The following is a 16,687-nucleotide window of genomic DNA, read 5'->3' as shown; positions in this document are numbered from 1 at the left end:
TAGAAATAGCTACCTGGCAATCTTTTTTTCAAAACATGTTAGTGACAACTGCTCATTCACTTGTACCAATTTCTCAATAGTAAACCCCTTATTCAGATAAAACTCAACAGCTGGTTTATTCTCAGATCCTGTTGAAACAATGATCGTGTCAATGCCCTCCACTTGCTCTTCAATGAAGCTTAGAAGCTGATTGGCTATCCCTTTTCTAAAATGATTGGGTTGAACTATTAACCTGTGTATATCCAATGTCTTTTCTTCCATTTTGTAAGCTATAGCACCACAAAGATCATCGTCAATAAAATAGCCAAAAAACTCCTCTCCACAATTCTGAAGAGTTTCCACTGTATCCTTAAGCGGAGGAATATCATAAAAATTAATCAACTTTGCCTCCACCATGTATGAAGGGACTTGTAGCTTTAATAGGATTTCAGCTACTTCTTTGTTTGTAACATCCAATTTTCTAATCTGTGTTTCTCTAAATTCCACTAATGTTTCTCCCTCACACCTATTTCTACAATACTCCCATACCCATTGATTTCACCAGCAGTGATAATTATTCCATCTCCATCATAACAAGCGTAAATCTTTTTTCCCGTGCGAGCCGAGTATTCTTGAAGTTTCCCTAGTTGTGATTGGTGCTTCACCCAATGCGGCATAAACTCAAATGGTGCCAATTGTAAAGCATGTAAATCTTCCAATCCAACGGCATTTTGATCAATATATTCTGCCATGTTAATCGTGTCAGACATTATGATGGCACCAGCACTTACTCCTATTAGAAGTTTCCCTGCTTCCACCATTTGTCGGATTTTTTCAAGTAAGCCGCGCTCTTTTAATCGATTTAAGAAAGAAAACGTATTTCCCCCTGATAGGTACACTCCGTCACAACATAACAACTGATCGATATGACGCTCATCGTATTCCTCATCCACATCAAAGTATACGAAATTATTAATTCCAATTGACGTAAAAAAATCTTTACTTTTATTAAAATAGATTCGATCCCTATCCGTTTGTGAAGGAATATACCCTAGAGTAAACGAACCCTCACCTATTAGTTCTCTTAGTCGAAAAACTAATGATGGATTAAGGGGATTATTGATTTCACTGAGTAGGACTAACATTTACACCATATCCTCCCTCTGTTCCATCTTCGTTAAATAAGTTTGTAATTCAGTGCTATCTCGAATGATTATCACTTTGTCATCGAATTTTTTTAATAGCTCGATAATCTCTCGTTTACTAACTTTTTCAAAATATGTATTCCACCGAAACATTCGCATGAACATTGAGAAGGAAGGCTTGTAATTGCATTTTTCAATCCCTAGTTGCTGAAGGAAAAATCTTTTGATGATTCTATAAGTACGCTTGGAATACCGAGTATCTAAAAAAATGATTAGCTCTGCCTCAACAAAGCTTTCAGTCACCCACTGGTAATGAACCCCTTCATTCACCCAAGAATGACTATTTACAATATTCATTAAGTAAGCATCTCTATCTCTTTCAGATCTCCTTACATCACCTGTCTGAAATCTTTTCCATACAACATTATCTAATTCGTAATGCGGTATATGTAAATCTTTTGATAGTTTTCTAGCAAGAGTTGTTTTGCCACTCCCGACAGAACCGATAATATGTATCTTTTTATATTGCATTTCCATCACTCCGCTATTTCTTTCAAAGCTACATCATAGATTCATTATACGATGAAAGGCTCGGAGGTAATAGGAAAAAAGAGTTCCAAAAAGCACCCTTTCGAATCTCTCTACTTTATGTGTAAAGAACTATTCGCAAACAACACGAGTTTGCCATTTTCGGTGATCTCTAATAGATGAATCCCGGTATCATCTGTCTTAAAAAAAGATTTTTGTGCAAAGGGGACATTCAAGAAGCTCTCAAGGATTCTTGAAATCATTCCTCCATGTGTAACAATGGCAATACGATTATACTCTTTACTAGCCGCCAGAATTTGTGAAAAGACTTGTTCTCCTCTAGCTCGAAATTCCATTGCTGATTCCCCATATCCACCAAACTTTTCATGAGGTAGCAGGTGCCAGGGAAAAGGAATCTCATCAAGTGGCTTTCCTGCCATTTCCCCATTGTCATGCTCACGCAGCTCATAAACATATTCAATTGGACAACCTATTGCGTCAGCTAAAATGGATGCCGTTTTGGCTGCCCTCTTATATGTACTTGCCCATATCATTTGAGGTGGGAATTCCCTTTTTACCCGGACCGCCATCTTTACCGATTGTCTAATTCCCTCTTCTGTCAATGGGTAATCTGCGCTTCCTTCGTGTACATGAAGTAAGTCAGCCTCTGATTGTCCATGTCGTATTAGTAGTATTTGCATTTAGATTGCCTCCTTGATTCCTACTATACCTTCTAATTCGACAGGAAAAAACTATTTCCCTACTAAAAAAGAAGAGATTATGTGTTTCTTAATCTCTTCTTTTTCGCACTACCCAACAGTTTGGTTCGTTAACGTTATGGTAAAACCTTCGTACCCATTAGCTGCGATCTCCTCACATTTTTTTCGGTAAGCACCGACACCACCTAAATATATTAAGAATCCCCGCGGTTTTCCAGGTATGTTAGCACCTGTGTACCACGAATCCGTTTTTGTAAAGAGCGTTGCTTCTGCTACTTCTCGGCAATGCTTGCTCCAAGATTCTTCAGCCTCAACAGCTGCCTCAATCGTTTCAACACCCTGCTTCTCAAAATGCTCGATGCAGTCTCCAATCCATTCCACATGCTGCTCAATCGAAACAGGCATATTGCTTAATACGGATGGACTTTCAGGACCAGTAATCATAAAGAAATTAGGAAAACCAGCGTTAGCTACTCCTAAGTACGTACGAGTAGAAGCTCCCCCATTCCATTTCTCTTTCAGGGAAATACCGTCTTTCCCACGAATGTCAATCTTGAGAAGAGGCCCTGTCATTCCATCGTAGCCTGTCGCAAAGACCAGTGCATCCAATTCAACCTCTTCTTCAGATGTACGCACGCCTGAAGTGGTAATCTCCTCAATTGGATTCTTCCGTACGTCCACAAGAGATACATTATCCCTATTAAACGTCTCATAATAATTCGTATCAATGATTGGACGTTTCGTACCATAATAATAGCTTGGTAGAAGCTTACTAGCCGTTTCTGGATCTTTGACTATCTCTTTTATTTTCCCTCGGATAAACTCGGCAACCGTCTCGTTTGCCTCTTCGTTTATCGTTATATCATAATAAGCGGCAAAAAGCCCTAACCCACCATTTTCCCATGCGTGTTCATAGACCTTTTGTCTTTCTTCAGGCGTAACCTCTAATGCAGATTTATCTGGTGGAATCGCCGGCTGACCACCTGCTGATTCTCTCATCTGCTTTTTGATTTCTAAAAAGTTATTCTTTGCCTGTTCTAAATACTCTTCACTATATGGGTGATTTCTAGCAGGAGCACTATACTGAGGAGTACGTTGAAAAACAGTTAGATGTTCAGCTTCTTGTGCAATTACTGGGATTGCCTGGACTCCACTTGATCCAGTTCCAATAATACCCACTCTCTTCCCTTTAAAGTCTACTCCCTCATGTGGCCAATGTCCGGTATGGTAGAATTCCCCTTTAAAGTTTTCTAATCCATTGAATTTAGGTAGGTTCGCTGCAGAAAGGCATCCAACCCCGGTAATAAAGTACTTCGCTGTCACATTTGTGCCGTTATCAAGTTGTATCTCCCATTTCTTTGTATCTTCGTTATAGTGAGCAGACTGTACCCGTGTCTTAAATTGGATGTCCTTTTTAAGATCAAATTTATCTGCTACAAAATTTAAATAACGTAAAATCTCTGGCTGAGCGGGATATCTCGAAGTCCATGTCCATTCATTATATAACTCTTCCGAAAACGTATAGTTATAGTAAATGCTCTCAGAGTCACATCGAGCACCTGGGTAACGATTCCAATACCAAGTTCCTCCGACACCATCTCCGGCTTCGAATACTGCTGTTGAAAACCCTGCTTCTCTTAATCGATACAGCATATACAATCCTGAAAAGCCTGCACCTACAACGACTGCATCAAATGGTTTTGTTGAACTCATTTCATTCCCCTCCACTCTTTTTATGTCTGGCGAACCTCTTTATTTATCTTATTTAAAAATTCAGCAATGTTTGAGATGGAAGCTTTAATTCTGTCTGGGAAAACGGCCATATTCGTAAAATAACCATGTACAAGCCCTTCTTCACAGATCGTTTCAACCTGAACTCCTGCCTTTCTTAATTTTTCAGCATAGGCTTGCCCTTCATCTCGCAACACATCATATTCCGCCGTTATCACGTAAGCAGGAGGGAGACCAGATACATCCTCAGCTTCTAACGGAGCAGCAAGCTTATTTTTCGTATCTTCTTCTCCGTTAATATAATAGTTTCCAAACCAAATCATTAAGTCCCGATCTAATCCAAAACCTTGTTGAAACTCAAAATATGACTTTGTATCATAGGTTAGGCTTGTTACTGGATATATTAAAATTTGACCTTCAATCTCTGGCCCTTTCTCGTCTTTAGAAAGGAGGGTCATGGCTGCTGAAAGATTTCCTCCGGCACTGTCACCCCCAACCACCATTTTGGAAGCGTTTCCATTTATTTCCGTTGCATGTTCTTTCACCCATTTCAGCGCGGCATATGAATCTTCTACTGGAACTGGAAACTTGTATTCTGGAGCAAGACGATAATCCACTGACACAACGACTCGCTCTGTCTTATTTGCTAACATCCGGCAACTAGCATCCGCTGTTTCTAAGTCCCCTATTACCCAACCACCTCCGTGGTAATAAACAAAAAGGGGAAAAGGACCTTCTCCTTCTGGTGTATAAATTCGCACACTAATTTCTGTATCATTTCCAACTGATATTAATCTATCTTCAACTCTTGCTAACAGAGCAAGTTCTACTTCTACTGGTGGTACTAGTGCAAACAAATCTCTTACTGCTTGTGCTTCCATTGAGTGAAGGGCAGGCAATTGATTGAACGCTTCTAAGTAAACTTTTGCTTGTGGATCTAAATTAGCCATCTGACATCTTCCTCTCCAATAGGTATTTTTACATATTTAGAAATTCCTTCTTAATATGCTACCTTTATCGTAATATTTTCTGTATAATTTGAATATTCCCAATTTTAGATATAGATACTTCCTAAAAAGGAGATGATTTTTATACCAACCCATTACTCCGTTTTAGAACATGTTCGAAAGCTTGAAGTTCAAGCTAGTCATGAGGAACAGCTTTATCTTATTCTCGACATCTATTTAAAACTTTTCCCAACTAGAAATGCTTTCTTGTTTCGTTACTCCCCTTTAGGGTATTTAGGGGAAGGAATTATCCAATTAACTTCTACACAGCTCATACATATCAGAGAGATCAGGGACGATATTCGTGCTCTCCCCATTATCCACTCATCCATTAAAGAACGCGAGGCAAAATATTGCTCGGGTGTTGAACACCTAAAACAAATTAGCAGTAGATACGTTTTTCCTTCAAATGTAGATTCTATGTTGGTCGTACCCATTTGTTTTGGCCCTGTAGTTGTTGGATACATTTGCTCAACGGAATTTCAGGAAGGGGTTGTTTTCGACGAGAAAATACTATCTTCACTTTCTTTATACGGAAAACTAATCGGTAAATATCTTCAGAGTGCTGTAGAAACGGATACTCCTACTTTATTAAGTAAAAGAGAATTAGAAGTGATGAAACGAATTTCACAAGGGGAAAGTACCAAGGAAATGGCTGATTCTATGAACATTAGTGAATTGACTGTCAAGCAGTACGTGAAAACAGCAATAAAAAAGCTCGGAGCAAACAACCGCTCACATGCAGTTGGAGAATTGTTTCGAAGGGGTATTATTTCATAATACTCTTGTAAGCGCTTAATAAAAAAATGAAAGCGAGTAATCCTCGCTTTCTTACTTCAAATAGAGAGCCATCATCTCCTCTCCAATATATTTATTGCCGATTTTCATGGATCGAGGATCGCTTCCGATTATTTCAAACCCAACAGACTCATACAATTTTTTAGCTGCCGTGTTATTTGTTGAAACCGTTAGATAAACCTGTTCAACCTCATCCAATTCTTTTGCCTGAGCGATTGCGGCCTCCATCAATTGTTTCCCGACACCTAATCTTCTTACTTCAGGAGTTACGTACATCGCAAATATATCTGACCGATGCATGAGCTTTCTTTTCATTTCTATGACAAGTGTAACTACTCCTACAAGTTTGTCTTTCTCAAAAGCACCAAATGTATACGCGTTAGAAGCTCGAAGTCTTGATGCATGTACTTCTAATGAATAATCCAATTCTTCCTCTACACTTGAGCTAAATACCTCAGGATGAATTTGTAATGCTTCTATTCTCTTTTCTTTGTATGCTATTGCATCGTGTTCATTAAGTAAGCGAATGTTTATCATTTGTAATCTCCCCCAGATTATTACCTGCCTCTTTTGTATCTCTTATTATATATGGAAAGATAAGGACTAGAAAGAAAACATCATTAGAATACATATGGGTAAAATGAAGAATTTAGAGAAAAAATAGAGGTATCTTAGTGGAGGAGCGAAAAACGTCCCTCCTTCATGTTTTCTCTTACAAGTCAAGATGAAAACTTCGCTTACATATTCTTTTTTCCATTGAAGTGTTGGATTAAATTCTGTATCTTATATAAGTATGTTTTTAAATTAGGAGGAACATTTCAACATGAATCAAAATCAAACACAAAAAATCCAAGTCGTTACGGCTGATCCCTCTGCCTTAGGTTTATTTGGACTAGCTATGGTAACCTTGGTTGCATCATCACAAAAACTTGGCTGGACCGACGGGGTTTCCTTTGTTTTACCATGGGCGATTTTCCTAGGTGGGTTTGCACAGCTTTTCGCTGCTATCAATGATGCCAAACATAATAATACATTCGGCACAACCGCTTTCGGTGCATTTGCCCTTTTCTGGTTCGGTGTAGGAGCTTCATGGTTAATTAACCTTGGTGTTTTTGGAGAAAATGCAGCACTTACAGTTGATCCGAAGCAGCTTGGAATTGCCTTTATTGGCTATTTATTGTTTAGCTTATATATGACGATTGGTGCGATGGAAACACATAAAGTTCTATTTATCATTTTTGTTCTTATTGATTTCTTGTTCATCGGTCTGTCTTTATCCACTCTTGGGGTGGCACCTGAATTCTTCCATAAGGTAGCGGCTATTTCAGAATTACTCATTGCTATCATGTCTTTTTATGGCTCAGCTGCTGCGGTATTAAACACTCATTTTGGAAAAGTATTTATTCCAGTTGGCAAACCATTTGGGATTTTCAAATAATTACGAAGGGAAGCAGTAATAATTAGCTGCTTCCCTTTTATTTTTCTTTAAAGAGATAATGGTATAACCAAATTTGAAAGGCTTGAACAAATAAATAGATAGGAAAGGAATACGTAATTTTATATCCATTTTTATAGTGGAAAATACCGGTGAGAACCCCTAACCATTCCACTCCTATCCCAACAATTGACCAAAAAACAATATAAACAATCAGCCAATATTTTTTTGTAGGTAATTTTAACTTTTCGTATAAATAGATATATAAGTACCCTACTGGAGCGTACATAATATATGAAAATAGATCAAACAACTGGTATTTTGATTCATCTCCTACATCGTAATAATCAATGGGTTTGATGGCTATCGTATGATCAAACATAAGACCAACGACTACCCCAAATAACAGGTTCACTGCAGTAACAGATTTAGAAAATTTTTTTGGGAGAATGAAAAATAAAGTAAACCCTAGTCCAGTGATTATCAGAACAGTCCACTCATTCAAATTAAATGCATGATCATAGATGATATTATCCATGTTGTTTTCCACCATCACATCTTGTCGAATAACGAGCTGTTAAAAAAGTAATACCTATCAATACTCCAATACATATGCTTTCATAGTAAATGGTCCACCCAGTATATTCCATCATAGATAATCCCCTTAACAACTGTGACCCACCTAATAATAGTAGAAATGTAAGAATCGTAATTCCCCATCTTTTTCTTTTATCCTTAGTTGTAAAATAGACATTAGCATAAATTAATAAGATTACACTCATAGTTATATCTCTGTATACCACTAACGCTAACCAATTACTATAAGAAATATTAAGCTTAATTAAATTAAATGTTGAAATGTTTAACGATAGCTTATTAATATCTATAATAGACGTCACAAAAAAAACAATCACATTTGACACTCTGTTGATCTTATGAGGGAGTAAGGCAAAAAATAGAATCGTCATCCAAGCCGTAATGGTTATATAAACGAGATTCAGAAATACCCCTCCTTCTTTGATTAAATATCTTTATTTTCCACAAATTTTCACTCAGTTATGTAAGCATCATTAATCTGTTTATTTCCCTTTAAATAATAATAACCGTCCTCTAACTGGGAACACTATTCCTAAACTAAATTGGGAAGAGGAGGTTAATTTATAATGAATCAAGGTAAATTATCGATTTTTGCTCTTGGCGGAGTGAATGAAATCGGGAAAAACATGTATGTTGTTCAATATGAAGATGACATGATAGTTATTGATTGTGGAGGAAAGTTCCCTGATGAAAGCCTGTTAGGGATCGATTTAATCATCCCTGATATTACTTATTTAGAAGCAAACAAAGAAAAAATTCGTGCTCTAGTTGTTACACATGGGCATGAAGATCATATTGGTGGAATTCCTTATTTTCTCAAAAAATTAAATGTACCTATTTACGCTACCCGTTTTACTTTAGGCTTGATTGAATTGAAACTTGACGAACACCGTTTAACAGGTGATACCAAGCTTGTCGAGGTTCACGCCGAATCAGAGCTTACTTTTGGAGAAGTTGGCGTTTCATTTTTTAAAGTTAGTCATAGCATTCCTGATTGCCTTGGAATTGTCTTCCATACACCTGAGGGAAATGTGGTACATACCGGTGACTTTAAATTCGATTTAACACCAGCTAACCACCAGCATTCTGATATACACAAAATGGCCGAAATCGGCAAAAATGGTGTACTAGTGTTAATTTCTGAAAGTACAAATGCTGAAAGAAAAGGTTTAACTCCTTCTGAAGAGATGGTAGGAAACCATATGGATGAGGCTTTTTTACGTGCAGATGGAAAAATCTTTGTCTCTACCTTTGCTTCCAATGTAAACCGCGTTCAACAAGTTGTGGACGCCGCGATTAAAACCAATCGAAAACTCGCCTTAGTTGGACGAAGTATGGTTAATGTTGTCCAAGTAGCAATGGAAAGGGGTTATGTTAATATCCCAGAGGGTATGATAATAGATGCTAGATCTGCCAATGAAATGGCCCCTGAAAAAGTAGCTATCCTTTGTACCGGAAGCCAAGGAGAACCCATGGCTGCCCTCTCCCGATTATCTACAGGAAATTATAGAGATATGTCCATCTACCCTGGCGATACAGTGATTCTAGCAGCCTCTCCTATTCCTGGTAATGAGAAGGATGTTTCACGTATTATTGATAACCTGTTTCAACTTGGTGCGAAGGTAATATATGGGTCTGGAAGCACAACCGGCATGCACGTATCAGGGCATGGCTATCAGGAGGACCTAAAACTCATGCTTACCCTGATGAAGCCTACTTATTTTGTCCCTATCCACGGGGAATACCGGATGCTACATCATCATCGGTTATTAGCAGAGTCTGTTGGTGTAGAAAAAGGAAACACGTTTATTATCAAAAACGGTGATGTCGTCGATGTGGAAAATGGAGTTGCTGTTCAGACTCGTAGCATCCCGAACGGGGATACGTATGTCGATGGAGTAAGTGTTGGAGATGTAGGAGAAATCGTCCTTAGAGATAGAAGACAGCTCTCTGAGGATGGAATGGTCGTGATTATTATCACCATTAGCAAAACAGATCGAAAAATCATCCAAGGCCCTGACACAATTACAAGAGGTTTCGTATATGTCAAGGATTCAGAAGACTTAATTAGAGAAATCAATCGCTTAACCAAGAAGACAGTCAACGATTTACAAGCTGAAAATGTTCGTCAGTGGAATGTTATAAAACAAAATATTAAAAAATCAGTTGGACAGTACTTATTTACTCAAACAAAGAGAAAACCAATGATTTTGCCAGTAATAATTGAAATTTAAGCAAATTTGAATATAAAAAAGTAACCACCTATTCGAAAATAGGTGGTTACTTTTTTTATTGACCCTTTGGATTGGGTCCATATTTATTTTCACCTGGCTGACTATCAAGAACTGCAAATACGAGAAGCACGATTAATCCAATTACAGGGATTAAAGAGAGTAGCATCCACCAGCCAGACCTCCCGATATCATGCAGTCGGCGTACACTAACAGCAATCGAAGGTAATAAAACCGCTAACCCATAAAGTGCAGATAGAATACCTCCAAGACCAAGCATCGATTCAATAATTGAGAGCAAGATGGTGATAAGGAAATTGAATAGGAAAAACATCCAGTACTCTTTTCTCCTAGCTCTGCCTTGAAATCCAACATAATTCTTAAGTACTTTCAAATACCATTGCATAAGTTGCCCTCCATAAATGAAGTGTGCTAAACAGGTATAGATTATTTTGCACAAACCTTCTTCGAGTTATTCCCTAGATCTTCCCTTATTTATTTTTTCTATTAAAAACCTTCTTCTACGCACGCGAATATATATAAGCTAAGGGGTATTTGAGGGAGGGTTGAAAATGAAAGTTCTGTATTTAAGCGCTTTAGGCTTCGGAATTGGTGGGTTAATTGTGGGACTGTCAGGTGATTATTTCATCTTTGCCATATTCTTGATGGGGCTAATCGGTAGAGCTATTGTAAGTATCCCTGCTCGGAGTATAAAATTTACGATTCTTACTTCCTTACTAGGAGTCTTTGGCTTTGTTATTGGATGCACCAATATTTTCAGACACGTTTTCGAGATTTTCTCACCTGCACTTATTACTCTTTTCGCTTCCGCTGTTGCTGGCATCCTGTTAGGTCACACAGCCTTGTTATCAAGAAGAGTCCGAAAATAACTTTCCATTTTAATTAAAAACTGACCTTGGCATGGAACCAAGGTCAGTTTTCTTCATTTATTATAGCTCTTTACCATTCGTTGCAATCACATTTTTATACCAATCAAAAGACTTTTTCTTAGATCTTTCTAAAGTTCCGTTACCTTCGTTGTCTTTGTCAACATAGATAAATCCATAGCGCTTTTTCATTTCCCCTGTTGTAAAGGATACGCAATCAATACAGCCCCATGGAGTGTAACCCATTAGCTCAACACCATCTAGTTCAATTGCTTTCTGCATTTCTTCAATATGCGAACGTAGATAGTCAATACGGTAGTCATCATTTACACTTCCGTCCTCTTCTTTTACGTCCACAGCACCGAAACCATTTTCAACGATAAATAATGGAAGCTCGTATCTTTCCCATAATTGATTTAAAGAATATCGTAAACCAACTGGGTCAATTTGCCAACCCCAATCAGAAGCTTTAACGAAAGGATTTTTCACACTTGAGCTAGAACCCACCACGTCATTTTCATCTACTTGATTTACACCGCTTTTTACTGCATCAGACATATAATAACTGAATCCGATATAATCCACTGTACCTTCTGCAAGAATTTGAGCATCTTCTGGCTCCATTTTAATGTTATAGCCTTTTCTTTCCCACTCTTTTATTGCATAAGCACCGTAATGTCCTCTTGCATGTACATCTGCAAAGAACCAGCGGTCATGCATGGATTCTACTTGCAGCATCATGTCATCAGGATGACATGAGAATGGATAAATAGGTACAAATGAAACCATGCATCCAATTTGGAAGTCAGGATTAATTTTGTGGCCTTCTTTTACCACTAGTGCACTTGCAACAAGCTCATGGTGTACCGCTTGATACATTGCTTCTTCTCTGTTTTCACCTTCTTTAAATTGAAGACCAGAGCATGTCCAGGCGAATAGTGGATTTGCTGTATTTTTTTGGTTATTAATTTCGTTAAAAGTCATCCAGTACTTTACTTTGTTTTTGTAACGTTTCATCACCGTTTTCGAATAGTGTACAAAGAATTCAATTACTTTACGGTTACGCCAACCACCGTATTCCTTCACTAGATGATAAGGCATTTCAAAGTGACTTAACGTAATGACAGGTTCAATGCCATGCTTTAATAACTCATCAAACATATCATCATAAAATTGTAACCCTTCTTCGTTTGGCTCGACTTCGTCACCTTTTGGAAAAATACGAGTCCAAGCAATACTTGTACGGAAGCATTTAAAGCCCATTTCTGCAAATAATGCGATATCTTCCTTATAATTGCCATGAAAATCAATTGCTTCATGGTTAGGATAAAACTTTCCTTCTAAAACTCCATCTGTAATTTGTCTTGGTACACCGTGTGCACCAGCAGTCATAACATCAGCCACGCTTGGGCCTTTTCCACCTTTATTCCATCCACCTTCTACTTGGTGTGCAGCAACTGCTCCGCCCCATAAAAAATTCTCTTGAAATGCCATGATTTGTTCCTCCGTTTACTATTAAAATCACTCCGCTTATCATGCCCGAAACCTAGTGGCCTATAAGCCTCATGTTTATTTCATTCATTACTTTATAGTGATATAGTATAGGAAGAAAACATGAAGTGAAAGACTTTCCAAGCAGGTTAGAATGGCATTCTAATTTTCCATCGATTTTCTTAACAAAAAATGAAATACCTTTTTAAAAGGAGAAAAACAACTACATTATGATCATCTCAAATAAGCTTGAATCAATGGACTCATTATCAAAATCCGAAGAAGTACTAGCAAAATATATACTAAAAGAAAAGGAAAATATCCAGCACTTGTCAACAAAGGATTTAGCCCAAGCTACCTTTACTTCCCCCTCTACCGTTGTTCGTTTGTCACAAAAATTAGGATTTAGCGGCTGGAATGAGTTAAAAGAGAAATTTCTTGAAGAGATCCACTATTTAAACCAACATTTTTCAAATATTGATCCAAATTTCCCTTTTGAACCAGAAGATAGTTTGATGAGCATCGCTTCCAAAATTGGTCATTTAGCAACCGAAACGATTGAAGATACTTTGGCACTTTTAAAAAATGAGGAATTAAGGAAAGCCACTGACCTACTTGCTAAGGCAGATATCATCAATATATATGGGATAAGCAATTCGTTGCTTATGGCTTTTGATTTTAAACACAAAATGCTTCGTATTAATCGTCATGTAGAATTAATGAATGTTCCTGAAGAGCAAATTTTTGTCGCTAACAATTCTACCCCTAAACACACAGCAATTTTAATCTCTTACTCAGGTGAATCAGACGAGGTTATTAAAATTGCTAAGGTTTTGAGGGATAGAAAAACCCCTATTATTTCTTTAACTAGTCTTAGTGAAAACAGTTTAAAGAACTTTTCAGATTGTACGTTATACATTTCTACCCGTGAAAAAATGTATTCAAAAATTGGCTACTATTCAACCAATAACTCCATACACTTGATATTGGATGTCCTATATTCTTGTATTTTCAAAATGAACTATCAAGAAAATCTAGAATACAAAACGAAGATTGCTAAGAGTACTGAAGAAAGAGTAGTTAGCAGTATCGTTTTAGAAGAGAACTAAAAAGCCTGCTTTAACGAACATACGTTAAAGCAGGCACCTATTTACAAAGTAACACCACTTTTAAAAATGGAAATTTCCCTAAAATCATTCTTTTCGTTATTAACCCATTTTCCACTTGCCACTTCAGTCACATAGGTAACAAAATCATGGAGTACCTGTTCAGCTGATACATCTTCCTCTAAAAGGATTCCAGCGTTAAAGTCGATCCAGTGAGGTTTGGTTTCATAGATTTGAGAATTCGTAGCTATTTTCATCGTTGGAACAAAGGTTCCAAACGGAGTCCCTCTTCCAGTTGTAAATAAAACCATATGACACCCAGCAGCGGCTAATGCCGTTGATGCAATTAAATCATTTCCAGGTGCACTCAGAAGATTTAACCCATTTACCTTAAGTACTTCCCCATACTTTAGTACATCAACAACCGTAGATGTTCCTGCCTTTTGAGTACAACCAAGGGATTTATCCTCCAGAGTCGTAATGCCACCCGCCTTATTCCCTGGGGAAGGATTTTCATAGACTGGTTGATTATGTGCAAGAAAATATCCCTTAAAATCGTTGATCAAATGAACAACCTTATGAAAAACCTCTTCATTTTCAGCTCGTTCCATCAATATTTTCTCCGCTCCAAACATTTCTGGCACTTCAGTTAAAACAGTGGTACCACCTTGTGCAATAAGATAATCAGAAAACCTGCCTAAAAGTGGGTTTGCGGTAATACCAGAAAACCCATCAGAACCCCCACATTTCAAGCCAATTTTTAATTCTGATAATGGTACATCTATTCTATGATCGTGTTTCGCTGCTTCATAGATTTCCATAACGAGCTTAAATCCTTCTTCAATTTCATCTGTTACAGCCTGTGATACGAGAAATCTCACCCGTTGTTCATCTATATCTCCTAGCGCTCTTTTAAATTCAGGAAGTTCATTATTTTCACATCCAAGTCCTAACACAAGGACACCCCCTGCGTTAGGATGGGTAACAGCGTTTAAAAGGATCTGTTTTGTATTCTCGTGATCATCTCCAAGCTGTGAGCACCCATAACTATGCTTTAAGACTAGTACATTATCAAATGGATTTTCCTCACCAACTTGTTTTTCAAAACGCTTTATGATCTTTTCCGCAATTCCGTTTACACAGCCTACAGTCGGTACAATCCAGAGCTCGTTACGAATCCCTACTGTTCCGTTGTCTCTTCGATATCCTCTAAAGGTTCTATCTTCGTTTACAAAAGGATTTTTCTGTTGATCGGGATGGTAGGTATACTCCTCCGTCCCAGATAAATTTGTTTTAGTGTTATGGGTATGGACCAGTTCACCAGCTCGAATGGATGAGATAGCATGACCAATCGGATAACCATATTTTATGATATCCTCCTGTTCCAGGATATCTCTTAGTGCTATTTTATGTCCCCGATAAATCTCTTCTTTTATCAAAAGAGACATTCCTTCTATAGTAATCTCTTCTCCCGCTTTTATGTTCTGTAAAGCTAGAATGATATTATCGTTTTCATGTATTTTTAACACCTTCTTCATCGGTTCCCCTCCTTCACATACCGACTTTTTCATTTAACTCTTTTAACACGTTTCGTACTCCGTTTTCCTCTATTTGTGAAAGATTATTTGCTATCTTATCAATCAAATTCGGAATGGAAGCTAGGTCCATCCCCCATAATTGATCATTACTCAATACAGCTTCTGTTAGTTGATGTATGGAAATTACTTGCATATCATAACGCTTCCATAAATCATAAAAAAATTGAAGGGTTCCCACTTGATCCTGAAGTTTGATAGGTTCCTCACCTCTTTTTCCTCGATAAAAATAAATGAGTGCGCTTAGAGAAAAGACCAGCCTTTTTGGCAACTCATGTTTATTATTTAAGTAATCTAGGAGAGTCGGAATATTCCTTGTTTGAAATTTTGAGCTGGAGTTTAAGGAAATACTCATTAAATAATGCTTAATATAAGGGTTAGCAAATCGATTAAGTACTTCATCTGCGTACAAAGAAAGCTCATGGTGCTCACCTTCAAGAGTGGGGATAATTTCCTCGGTAATCATTTCTTTGATGAATATACCTACCTCTGGATCAATAACAGCTTCTTCCACTGTTTCGAGATTAGATAGATATGCAACTGGAGTCATTGCAGTATGGGCTCCATTTAGAATTCTTACCTTTCTCGTGCGATAGGGAGTTAAATCGTCCACGATGAGAGTATTTAACCCTGTATCCTTTACCGGTAACTCATCATATAGAGATTGCGGACCCTGAATTACCCAAAGATGATACTGCTCCCCTACCACCATTAATTCATCAATATACCCGAGCTCCCTTGTTTTCTCCTCTATTGTATCGCTCGGATATCCTGGTACAATCCGGTCTACAAGACTCGAGCAAAACGTATTTGCTTGATGAATCCACCCGATAAACTCGTCCCCCAAATTCCAAAGCTTAGCGTATTTCAAAATTATTTCTTTCAGAACCTCACCATTATTCTCAATAAGTTCGCATGGAATAATAATACACCCACGGTCTACATCACCTGAAAATGCATGGAATCGATGGTATAGGAACGCAGTCAATTTGGCGGGAAAACTTTTCTGTGGCCGATCCTCCAAACGGTCTTCTGGATGAAAAGCAATACCTGCCTCTGTTGTGTTGCTCACAATAAACCGCAGATCCTTGCTACCTGCTAATTTGACGTACTCATCATAATCGGTAAACAGATTAATCCCTCTACTGATGGATTCTATCACCTGATATTCATTTACCGGACGCCCCTCTTTCATCCCCTGTAAAAATAATGTGTATAAACCTTCCTGACGATTCAGTCTTTCAATTTTATCGAACCCTCTAGGTTGTATAACGACAGCGCTTCCATTAAATTCAGCCACTCTGTTTAATACTTGAATTTGCCAGTCTACGAATCCTCTTAGAAAATTCCCTTCCCCATATTGAAGAACTCTTTCAGGATATGTTTTGGACTCAGGATAACTGCTTCGATTTAACTTTTGCAATATTATCTCCCTCCC

At 37.8% G+C, this 16,687-nt stretch carries 18 protein-coding genes; 5 read left to right on the top strand and 13 right to left on the bottom strand.

Annotated features, from left to right (window positions below):
* Window positions 1-9: 9 nt before the first annotated feature.
* The 6 genes from BKO01S_RS12060 to lipP1 form a co-directional block, all read right to left on the bottom strand.
* Entirely contained in the window at window positions 10-486 is a 477-nt protein-coding gene (locus BKO01S_RS12060) for a GNAT family N-acetyltransferase (protein WP_232311223.1), read from the bottom strand.
* Window positions 486-1,124 carry a Type 1 glutamine amidotransferase-like domain-containing protein gene (locus BKO01S_RS12055; protein WP_066053955.1) on the bottom strand — a complete coding sequence of 213 codons (639 nt, stop codon included), beginning with the start codon at window positions 1,122-1,124 and terminating at the stop codon, window positions 486-488. Before BKO01S_RS12055 ends, BKO01S_RS12060 begins: the two co-directional genes overlap by 1 nt.
* Window positions 1,125-1,655 carry an AAA family ATPase gene (locus BKO01S_RS12050; protein ID WP_439951042.1) on the bottom strand — a complete coding sequence of 177 codons (531 nt, stop codon included), beginning with the start codon at window positions 1,653-1,655 and terminating at the stop codon, window positions 1,125-1,127. It lies immediately after the preceding gene.
* A 110-nt stretch (window positions 1,656-1,765) separates the two neighbouring features.
* The gene (locus BKO01S_RS12045) at window positions 1,766-2,353 is read right to left on the bottom strand and encodes a histidine phosphatase family protein (protein WP_066053951.1); all 588 of its coding nucleotides are present in this window, start codon (window positions 2,351-2,353) and stop codon (window positions 1,766-1,768) included.
* Between the two features lie 108 nt (window positions 2,354-2,461).
* Window positions 2,462-4,084, bottom strand: coding sequence for a flavin-containing monooxygenase (locus BKO01S_RS12040; protein ID WP_066053950.1), 1,623 nt, complete (start codon window positions 4,082-4,084; stop codon window positions 2,462-2,464).
* Window positions 4,085-4,104: 20 nt separating this feature from the next.
* Entirely contained in the window at window positions 4,105-5,052 is a 948-nt protein-coding gene (gene lipP1 / locus BKO01S_RS12035) for a LipP1 family hormone-sensitive lipase (protein WP_066053948.1), read from the bottom strand.
* A 132-nt stretch (window positions 5,053-5,184) separates the two neighbouring features.
* Between lipP1 and BKO01S_RS12030 the strand changes: the two genes are divergently transcribed.
* Window positions 5,185-5,889: a response regulator transcription factor gene (locus BKO01S_RS12030; RefSeq protein WP_066053944.1), complete on the top strand. Its 705-nt coding sequence runs from the start codon at window positions 5,185-5,187 to the stop codon at window positions 5,887-5,889.
* Between the two features lie 51 nt (window positions 5,890-5,940).
* On the opposite strand, the gene BKO01S_RS12025 is transcribed toward BKO01S_RS12030, so the two are convergent.
* Window positions 5,941-6,444, bottom strand: a complete 504-nt coding sequence (locus BKO01S_RS12025; RefSeq protein WP_232311222.1) for a GNAT family N-acetyltransferase — start codon at window positions 6,442-6,444, stop codon at window positions 5,941-5,943.
* Between the two features lie 286 nt (window positions 6,445-6,730).
* Between BKO01S_RS12025 and BKO01S_RS12020 the strand changes: the two genes are divergently transcribed.
* Window positions 6,731-7,345, top strand: a complete 615-nt coding sequence (locus BKO01S_RS12020) for an acetate uptake transporter (protein WP_066053941.1) — start codon at window positions 6,731-6,733, stop codon at window positions 7,343-7,345.
* Between the two features lie 37 nt (window positions 7,346-7,382).
* On the opposite strand, the gene BKO01S_RS12015 is transcribed toward BKO01S_RS12020, so the two are convergent.
* Window positions 7,383-7,880 carry a hypothetical protein gene (locus tag BKO01S_RS12015; protein ID WP_157077359.1) on the bottom strand — a complete coding sequence of 166 codons (498 nt, stop codon included), beginning with the start codon at window positions 7,878-7,880 and terminating at the stop codon, window positions 7,383-7,385.
* The gene (locus BKO01S_RS12010; RefSeq protein ID WP_157077358.1) at window positions 7,873-8,124 is read right to left on the bottom strand and encodes a hypothetical protein; all 252 of its coding nucleotides are present in this window, start codon (window positions 8,122-8,124) and stop codon (window positions 7,873-7,875) included. Before BKO01S_RS12010 ends, BKO01S_RS12015 begins: the two co-directional genes overlap by 8 nt.
* Window positions 8,125-8,505: 381 nt before the next feature.
* Here BKO01S_RS12010 and BKO01S_RS12005 point away from each other — a divergent pair, with 381 nt between their 5' ends.
* Window positions 8,506-10,173 carry a ribonuclease J gene (locus BKO01S_RS12005; RefSeq protein ID WP_198158805.1) on the top strand — a complete coding sequence of 556 codons (1,668 nt, stop codon included), beginning with the start codon at window positions 8,506-8,508 and terminating at the stop codon, window positions 10,171-10,173.
* 55 nt (window positions 10,174-10,228) lie between these two features.
* Here BKO01S_RS12005 and BKO01S_RS12000 read toward each other — a convergent pair whose 3' ends face one another.
* On the bottom strand, window positions 10,229-10,576 hold the full coding sequence (locus tag BKO01S_RS12000) for a DUF805 domain-containing protein (RefSeq protein ID WP_066053930.1): 348 nt from the start codon (window positions 10,574-10,576) through the stop codon (window positions 10,229-10,231).
* 166 nt (window positions 10,577-10,742) lie between these two features.
* On the opposite strand from BKO01S_RS12000, the gene BKO01S_RS11995 reads away from it, so the two are divergent.
* The gene (locus tag BKO01S_RS11995) at window positions 10,743-11,060 is read left to right on the top strand and encodes a hypothetical protein (protein WP_066053929.1); all 318 of its coding nucleotides are present in this window, start codon (window positions 10,743-10,745) and stop codon (window positions 11,058-11,060) included.
* A 60-nt stretch (window positions 11,061-11,120) separates the two neighbouring features.
* Here the strand turns inward: BKO01S_RS11995 and BKO01S_RS11990 are convergent, their stop codons facing one another.
* Complete coding sequence (locus BKO01S_RS11990) at window positions 11,121-12,551, bottom strand: 6-phospho-beta-glucosidase (RefSeq protein ID WP_066053925.1); 1,431 nt, start codon at window positions 12,549-12,551, stop codon at window positions 11,121-11,123.
* Between the two features lie 227 nt (window positions 12,552-12,778).
* On the opposite strand from BKO01S_RS11990, the gene BKO01S_RS11985 reads away from it, so the two are divergent.
* Complete coding sequence (locus tag BKO01S_RS11985; protein WP_066053922.1) at window positions 12,779-13,657, top strand: MurR/RpiR family transcriptional regulator; 879 nt, start codon at window positions 12,779-12,781, stop codon at window positions 13,655-13,657.
* Window positions 13,658-13,698: 41 nt separating this feature from the next.
* Here BKO01S_RS11985 and BKO01S_RS11980 read toward each other — a convergent pair whose 3' ends face one another.
* The gene (locus tag BKO01S_RS11980) at window positions 13,699-15,192 is read right to left on the bottom strand and encodes a UxaA family hydrolase (protein WP_066053918.1); all 1,494 of its coding nucleotides are present in this window, start codon (window positions 15,190-15,192) and stop codon (window positions 13,699-13,701) included.
* Between the two features lie 13 nt (window positions 15,193-15,205).
* On the bottom strand, window positions 15,206-16,672 hold the full coding sequence (locus BKO01S_RS11975) for a tagaturonate reductase (protein ID WP_066053915.1): 1,467 nt from the start codon (window positions 16,670-16,672) through the stop codon (window positions 15,206-15,208).
* Window positions 16,673-16,687 lie beyond the last annotated feature (15 nt).

Source organism: Robertmurraya korlensis NBRC 107688 (genome assembly GCF_001591645.1).
Lineage (GTDB): Bacteria > Bacillota > Bacilli > Bacillales > Cytobacillaceae > Robertmurraya_A.
Note: the sequence above shows the minus strand (reverse complement) of the source record. Positions and strands in the feature narration are given on the sequence as shown.

Coding starts and splice junctions, on each gene's coding strand:
- BKO01S_RS12055 (WP_066053955.1), bottom strand. CDS start 1,124: ATGTTAGTCCTACTCAGTGAAATCAATAATCCCCTTAATCCATCATTA.
- BKO01S_RS12050 (WP_439951042.1), bottom strand. CDS start 1,655: ATGCAATATAAAAAGATACATATTATCGGTTCTGTCGGGAGTGGCAAA.
- BKO01S_RS12045 (WP_066053951.1), bottom strand. CDS start 2,353: ATGCAAATACTACTAATACGACATGGACAATCAGAGGCTGACTTACTT.
- BKO01S_RS12040 (WP_066053950.1), bottom strand. CDS start 4,084: ATGAGTTCAACAAAACCATTTGATGCAGTCGTTGTAGGTGCAGGCTTT.
- lipP1 (WP_066053948.1), bottom strand. CDS start 5,052: ATGGCTAATTTAGATCCACAAGCAAAAGTTTACTTAGAAGCGTTCAAT.
- BKO01S_RS12030 (WP_066053944.1), top strand. CDS start 5,185: ATGATTTTTATACCAACCCATTACTCCGTTTTAGAACATGTTCGAAAG.
- BKO01S_RS12025 (WP_232311222.1), bottom strand. CDS start 6,444: ATGATAAACATTCGCTTACTTAATGAACACGATGCAATAGCATACAAA.
- BKO01S_RS12020 (WP_066053941.1), top strand. CDS start 6,731: ATGAATCAAAATCAAACACAAAAAATCCAAGTCGTTACGGCTGATCCC.
- BKO01S_RS12015 (WP_157077359.1), bottom strand. CDS start 7,880: ATGGATAATATCATCTATGATCATGCATTTAATTTGAATGAGTGGACT.
- BKO01S_RS12010 (WP_157077358.1), bottom strand. CDS start 8,124: ATGAGTGTAATCTTATTAATTTATGCTAATGTCTATTTTACAACTAAG.
- BKO01S_RS12005 (WP_198158805.1), top strand. CDS start 8,506: ATGAATCAAGGTAAATTATCGATTTTTGCTCTTGGCGGAGTGAATGAA.
- BKO01S_RS12000 (WP_066053930.1), bottom strand. CDS start 10,576: ATGCAATGGTATTTGAAAGTACTTAAGAATTATGTTGGATTTCAAGGC.
- BKO01S_RS11995 (WP_066053929.1), top strand. CDS start 10,743: ATGAAAGTTCTGTATTTAAGCGCTTTAGGCTTCGGAATTGGTGGGTTA.
- BKO01S_RS11990 (WP_066053925.1), bottom strand. CDS start 12,551: ATGGCATTTCAAGAGAATTTTTTATGGGGCGGAGCAGTTGCTGCACAC.
- BKO01S_RS11985 (WP_066053922.1), top strand. CDS start 12,779: ATGATCATCTCAAATAAGCTTGAATCAATGGACTCATTATCAAAATCC.
- BKO01S_RS11980 (WP_066053918.1), bottom strand. CDS start 15,192: ATGAAGAAGGTGTTAAAAATACATGAAAACGATAATATCATTCTAGCT.